This window comes from Vulcanococcus sp. (genome assembly GCF_044369115.1).
GTDB lineage: Bacteria > Cyanobacteriota > Cyanobacteriia > PCC-6307 > Cyanobiaceae > Vulcanococcus.
The window spans coordinates 1-3813 of sequence record NZ_JBIPMN010000281.1 but is presented as its reverse complement, the minus strand read 5'-3'; the positions used below and the strand labels follow the sequence as shown (position 1 = coordinate 3813).

Below are 3813 nucleotides of genomic sequence, written 5' to 3'. Positions count from 1 at the left end.
CGCCCTTGGCTGAGGTGATCGCCAGCTTTGAGCAGATCACCCAGCAGGAGCCGCGCCTGTCGGCGGGCTGGACCTGCCTGGCCTGGCTGCAGTTGCTCGACAACCAACCCCAGGCCGGCCTGCGCTCGGCCCGCCTGGCGGTGAAGCTCAATCCCCAGGACCCCCAGGCCCGCATCAACCTCAGCCTGGCGATGCTGGAAACCAACGCCAAGGGCGTGCGCGAACACATCGAACTGGTGCAGCGGTTGCGGGTGATGGCGCCCGAGCTGGCCAGCGAGCTGGATGGCGCCATCGAGGACGGCCTGGCCCGCCGCCCCGACTGGCAGGCCCTGCAGAAGGTGAAAGCTTGGCTGCAGGCTTGAGCGCTGCGGCGCAGCCTGGGCGGCGCATCCTGCTGCTCAGCAATGGCCATGGCGAAGACCTCAGCGGTGCGCTGATCGCTCAAGCGCTGCAGGGTCTTGGCTGTGAGGTGGAGGCCCTGCCGCTGGTGGGCCACGGCCGCGCCTACCAGCAGGCCGGCATCGCCACCCGCGGCCGCACCCGCGAATACAGCACCGGCGGCCTGGGCTACACCAGCCTGCTCGGGCGGCTCACCGAGGTGGTGCAGGGCCAGGTGCTCTACCTGCTCAGCCGCCTGGCACTGCTGCTGCGCATCGCCCGCCGCTACGAGCTGATTGTGGTGGTGGGCGATGTGATCCCCGTGATCGCCGCCTGGCTGAGCCGCCGGCCCTCGGCCGTTTACCTGGTGGCCTACTCCAGCCACTACGAAGGGCGGCTGCAGCTGCCCTGGCCCTGCGGCGCCCTGCTGCGCAGCCGGCGCCTGCGGGCCATCTACAGCCGGGATCAGTTCACCGCCACCGACCTCAGCAGCCAACTGGGCCGGCCGGTGCAGTTTCTCGGCAATCCCTTTTTTGATGGGGCCCTCAAGCCCTCCGAGCCGCTGGCGGGGGCACCGCAACAGCGGCTGGGGCTGCTGCCGGGCAGCCGGCTGCCGGAGGCGCTGCACAACCTGGAGCTGATGCTGCGGGTGCTGGAGCGGTTGCCCCAGGAGCTGCGGCCGGCGACCCGCCTGGGGCTGCATGCCGCCCTGGTGGGCAAGCTCACACCCCAGGAGGTGGCACCGCTGGCCAGCCGGCTGGGTTGGCGTCTTGAGCTCGACAGCCCCAGCCAATGCCGGCTGATTCGCGGGCCGCTCACCCTGCAGCTGGAGTGGGGCCGCTTTGCGGCGGTGATTCAGCAGTGCGATCTGCTGCTCTCGATGACCGGCACCGCCGCTGAACAATGCGTGGGGCTGGGCAAACCGGTGCTGCAGCTGGAGGGGGAAGGGCCCCAGTTCACGGCTGGCTTTGCCGAGGCCCAGCGGCGGCTGTTGGGGCCGGGGGTGGTGTGCGCCGCCAGCGATGGAGCCCCGGGCAACGAAGCCCAGCTCAATGGCACCGCCGTGTTGCTGGAGCAGCTGCTGGAGCGGCTCCAACACGAACAACCCTGGTTAACCCAGCTTCAGCAGTTGGGCGCCGAGCGCATCGGCAGCGGTGGCGGCACCGCCAGGATGGCCGCCGACATTGTTGAGCGCCTCAACGGCAGCAGCCATGCCTGACGCCAGCGGAACCGGCACCACCAACGCCAGCCTGAGCTGGGGGCAACGGCTCAAGGGCTGGATCGACACCTTGCTGGTGGCCGATGTGTTCGTGGTGATCGCCGGTGCCCTCTGGTTTGGCGTGGCGGTGCTGTGCCACAGCCGCGGTGTTGAAGCACCGCTCAACCTGTTTCAGCGCCTGTGGGAGCCGCTGTTCACGCCGGCCATCGGCCTGCTGATGGGGGCGGCGATTCTGAGCGGCGTGCTGGGCTGGGCCCTCAACTGGTGGCGGCAGCAAGGGCAGCGCTGAGCTGGCCGTCGCGGAAGGCAAACCCCTGCTGCTGCAGGCGTTCGGGCAGCACCCGCTGACCCTCCAGCACCACCTTGGCCCCATCCCCCAAGAGCAGCTGCAGCAGGGGGCCGGGCACCGGCAGCAGGCTGGGGCGACCCAGGCAGCGGCCCAGGGCCGCGGCGAACTGGGCCATGGAGCAGGGCTCCGGCGCCACGGCGTTGTAGGTGCCGGCGTAGGCCGGATCTTCAAGGGCCTGGGCGATCAGCTGGCAGAGGTCGTGGCGGGAAATCCAGCTCATCCACTGCTGGCCGTCGCCGATGGGGCCGCCAAACCCAAGGCGGAACACCGGCAGCATCTTGCCGAGGGCACCACCATCACCCCCCAGCACGATGCCGATGCGCAAGATCACCACGCGGCAGCGCCCTGCTGCCGCCTGGGCCTCCGCCTCCCAGGCCTGGCAGAGGCGGCCGAGCACATCAGCGCCGGCGGGGCTGGCTTCGGTGAACGATTGGCTGGCGCTGGTGCCGTAGTAGCCAATGGCCGAGCCATTGATCAGCACGCCTGGGCCCTGGCCGGCGGGCAGGGCCGCCATGGCCTGCACCAGGGCACGGGTGGTGCCAATGCGACTGTCCTGCAACAGCTGCAGATGGGCGGGCGTCCAGCGCTTCTCGGCGATCGGCTCCCCCGCCAGGTTCACCACCGCCTCAGCGGCCGCCAGGGCCTCCAGCAGGGCCGGCTGGCTCCAGCTGGAGGGGTCGGCGGGGTTGGCCTGCAGGCGCGTGAGCTGCGGGTGTTGCAGAGCGGGCAACGGCTGGGCTGAACGGCTCACCAGGGTGAGCTGATGGCCGCGGTTCAGCAGCAGGGTCACCAGGGAGCGGCCCACAAAGCCGCTGCAGCCCACCAACACCATCCGCATGCCGCACGTCCGATCACTCTTGGGCAACGCTAGGCAGCTGAAGCCCTCGGGCTGTGAGGGGAACAGGATCTAGAGCTCAAGCTGATGCAGCAGATCTGAGAGCTCAAGGCCACACTGCTCGCAGACCCCCTTAAGGATGGCCCGCAGGGTCCCAACACGCAGAGGGCGGTGGGCTGGGATCGTGAGGTGTTGCTGTCCGGCGGGTCCGAGCCGTGTCAGGCGGCGATGGCTCCCGGTTTGGCGTGTTGTTTCGTAACCCAACGCGCGGAGCTTGTTGGCAAGGTCAACACCATTGAGATCAGTGGGCAGCTTCACAGGGTGAGCAATTCCTGCCGCACGTGGTGGAGGCGTATGAGTGGTGGCGCCTCACCGGGCTCGTAGTGGCAATGAACCGCATCTCTCAGCTCCTGGTGGAGCTCCTCAAGGGTGTCGGCCTCGGTGTGAATGGCAGCACCAACAGCCTGAGCTCGAAGAGAACCGTCTTCGGCCTCCTCCACCAGAAAAAGGATCTCGTTCATGGCCATCGCGCGCTGCTCCAATTCTGGATCCCTTGAACCGCATGAAAGGGCCAGGATCACCAAGCAGCCACAAGAGGGCCCTAGCCTGCTGGGCAGCACCGATGCGCGCCATGGCCGACGCCACCCCTACAGCTGAAGCCCCGGCGATCAAGAAAGGCAGCCTGGTGCGCGTGAACCGCCAGGCCTACGGCAGCAGCCTCGAAGCCGAGGCCAGCGACGCTGCCGCACCGGATTACATCTTTGAAGGGCCCGCGGAAGTGCTGCTGATCAAGGGCGACTACGCCCAAGTGCGATTCCGCCGGCCAGTGCCCGATGTGTGGCTGCGTAGCAGCCAATTGGAGCCGTTCCCGGGCTGATTCAACCGGGCCCCACAGCCCCCATCAGATCTCCAGCCGCCGCCGCTCCTCCTGCAGCAGGCTGCGGCGGCGCTTCGCCTCCCGCAGCATTTCGCGACCATCGTGCAGGTAGCTGTCCACGTAGCCCATCGTGTAGCACTCCAGCTCGGACACAG

General features: G+C 68.5%; 7 protein-coding genes and 1 pseudogene. 4 read left to right on the top strand and 4 right to left on the bottom strand.

Going from position 1 to position 3813, the window contains the following annotated elements; genetic code table 11:
* The 3 genes from ACIQ2E_RS14975 to ACIQ2E_RS14965 all read left to right on the top strand — a co-directional run.
* On the top strand, nucleotides 1-362 hold a 362-nt coding region (locus ACIQ2E_RS14975; RefSeq protein ID WP_398332274.1), incomplete at its 5' end, for a hypothetical protein.
* A complete protein-coding gene (locus ACIQ2E_RS14970; protein WP_398332272.1) occupies nucleotides 359-1597 on the top strand; it encodes a lipid-A-disaccharide synthase-related protein in 1239 nt (412 codons plus the stop codon). The genes ACIQ2E_RS14975 and ACIQ2E_RS14970, both read left to right, overlap by 4 nt.
* Complete coding sequence (locus tag ACIQ2E_RS14965) at nucleotides 1590-1886, top strand: hypothetical protein (protein WP_398332270.1); 297 nt, start codon at nucleotides 1590-1592, stop codon at nucleotides 1884-1886. The genes ACIQ2E_RS14970 and ACIQ2E_RS14965 overlap by 8 nt, the downstream gene beginning before the upstream one ends.
* Here the strand turns inward: ACIQ2E_RS14965 and ACIQ2E_RS14960 are convergent.
* From ACIQ2E_RS14960 to ACIQ2E_RS14950, 3 genes are all read right to left on the bottom strand, one after another.
* The gene (locus tag ACIQ2E_RS14960) at nucleotides 1855-2784 is read right to left on the bottom strand and encodes a TIGR01777 family oxidoreductase (RefSeq protein ID WP_398332268.1); all 930 of its coding nucleotides are present in this window, start codon (nucleotides 2782-2784) and stop codon (nucleotides 1855-1857) included. The genes ACIQ2E_RS14965 and ACIQ2E_RS14960 overlap by 32 nt on opposite strands.
* Before the next feature lie 69 nt (nucleotides 2785-2853).
* Nucleotides 2854-3099, bottom strand: a complete 246-nt coding sequence (locus ACIQ2E_RS14955) for a type II toxin-antitoxin system HicA family toxin (RefSeq protein WP_398332266.1) — start codon at nucleotides 3097-3099, stop codon at nucleotides 2854-2856.
* On the bottom strand, nucleotides 3096-3302 hold the full coding sequence (locus ACIQ2E_RS14950) for a 2-oxoisovalerate dehydrogenase E1 subunit beta (protein WP_398332264.1): 207 nt from the start codon (nucleotides 3300-3302) through the stop codon (nucleotides 3096-3098). The genes ACIQ2E_RS14955 and ACIQ2E_RS14950 overlap by 4 nt, the downstream gene beginning before the upstream one ends.
* Nucleotides 3303-3412: 110 nt before the next feature.
* On the opposite strand from ACIQ2E_RS14950, the gene ndhO reads away from it, so the two are divergent.
* Nucleotides 3413-3658, top strand: a complete 246-nt coding sequence (gene ndhO / locus ACIQ2E_RS14945; protein ID WP_398332262.1) for an NAD(P)H-quinone oxidoreductase subunit O — start codon at nucleotides 3413-3415, stop codon at nucleotides 3656-3658.
* 24 nt (nucleotides 3659-3682) lie between these two features.
* Here ndhO and ACIQ2E_RS14940 read toward each other — a convergent pair.
* Nucleotides 3683-3813, bottom strand: a pseudogene (locus ACIQ2E_RS14940) (molecular chaperone DnaJ); the annotation flags it as partial.

Coding starts and splice junctions, on each gene's coding strand:
- ACIQ2E_RS14965 (WP_398332270.1), top strand. CDS start 1,590: ATGCCTGACGCCAGCGGAACCGGCACCACCAACGCCAGCCTGAGCTGG.
- ACIQ2E_RS14960 (WP_398332268.1), bottom strand. CDS start 2,784: ATGCGGATGGTGTTGGTGGGCTGCAGCGGCTTTGTGGGCCGCTCCCTG.
- ACIQ2E_RS14950 (WP_398332264.1), bottom strand. CDS start 3,302: ATGAACGAGATCCTTTTTCTGGTGGAGGAGGCCGAAGACGGTTCTCTT.
- ndhO (WP_398332262.1), top strand. CDS start 3,413: ATGGCCGACGCCACCCCTACAGCTGAAGCCCCGGCGATCAAGAAAGGC.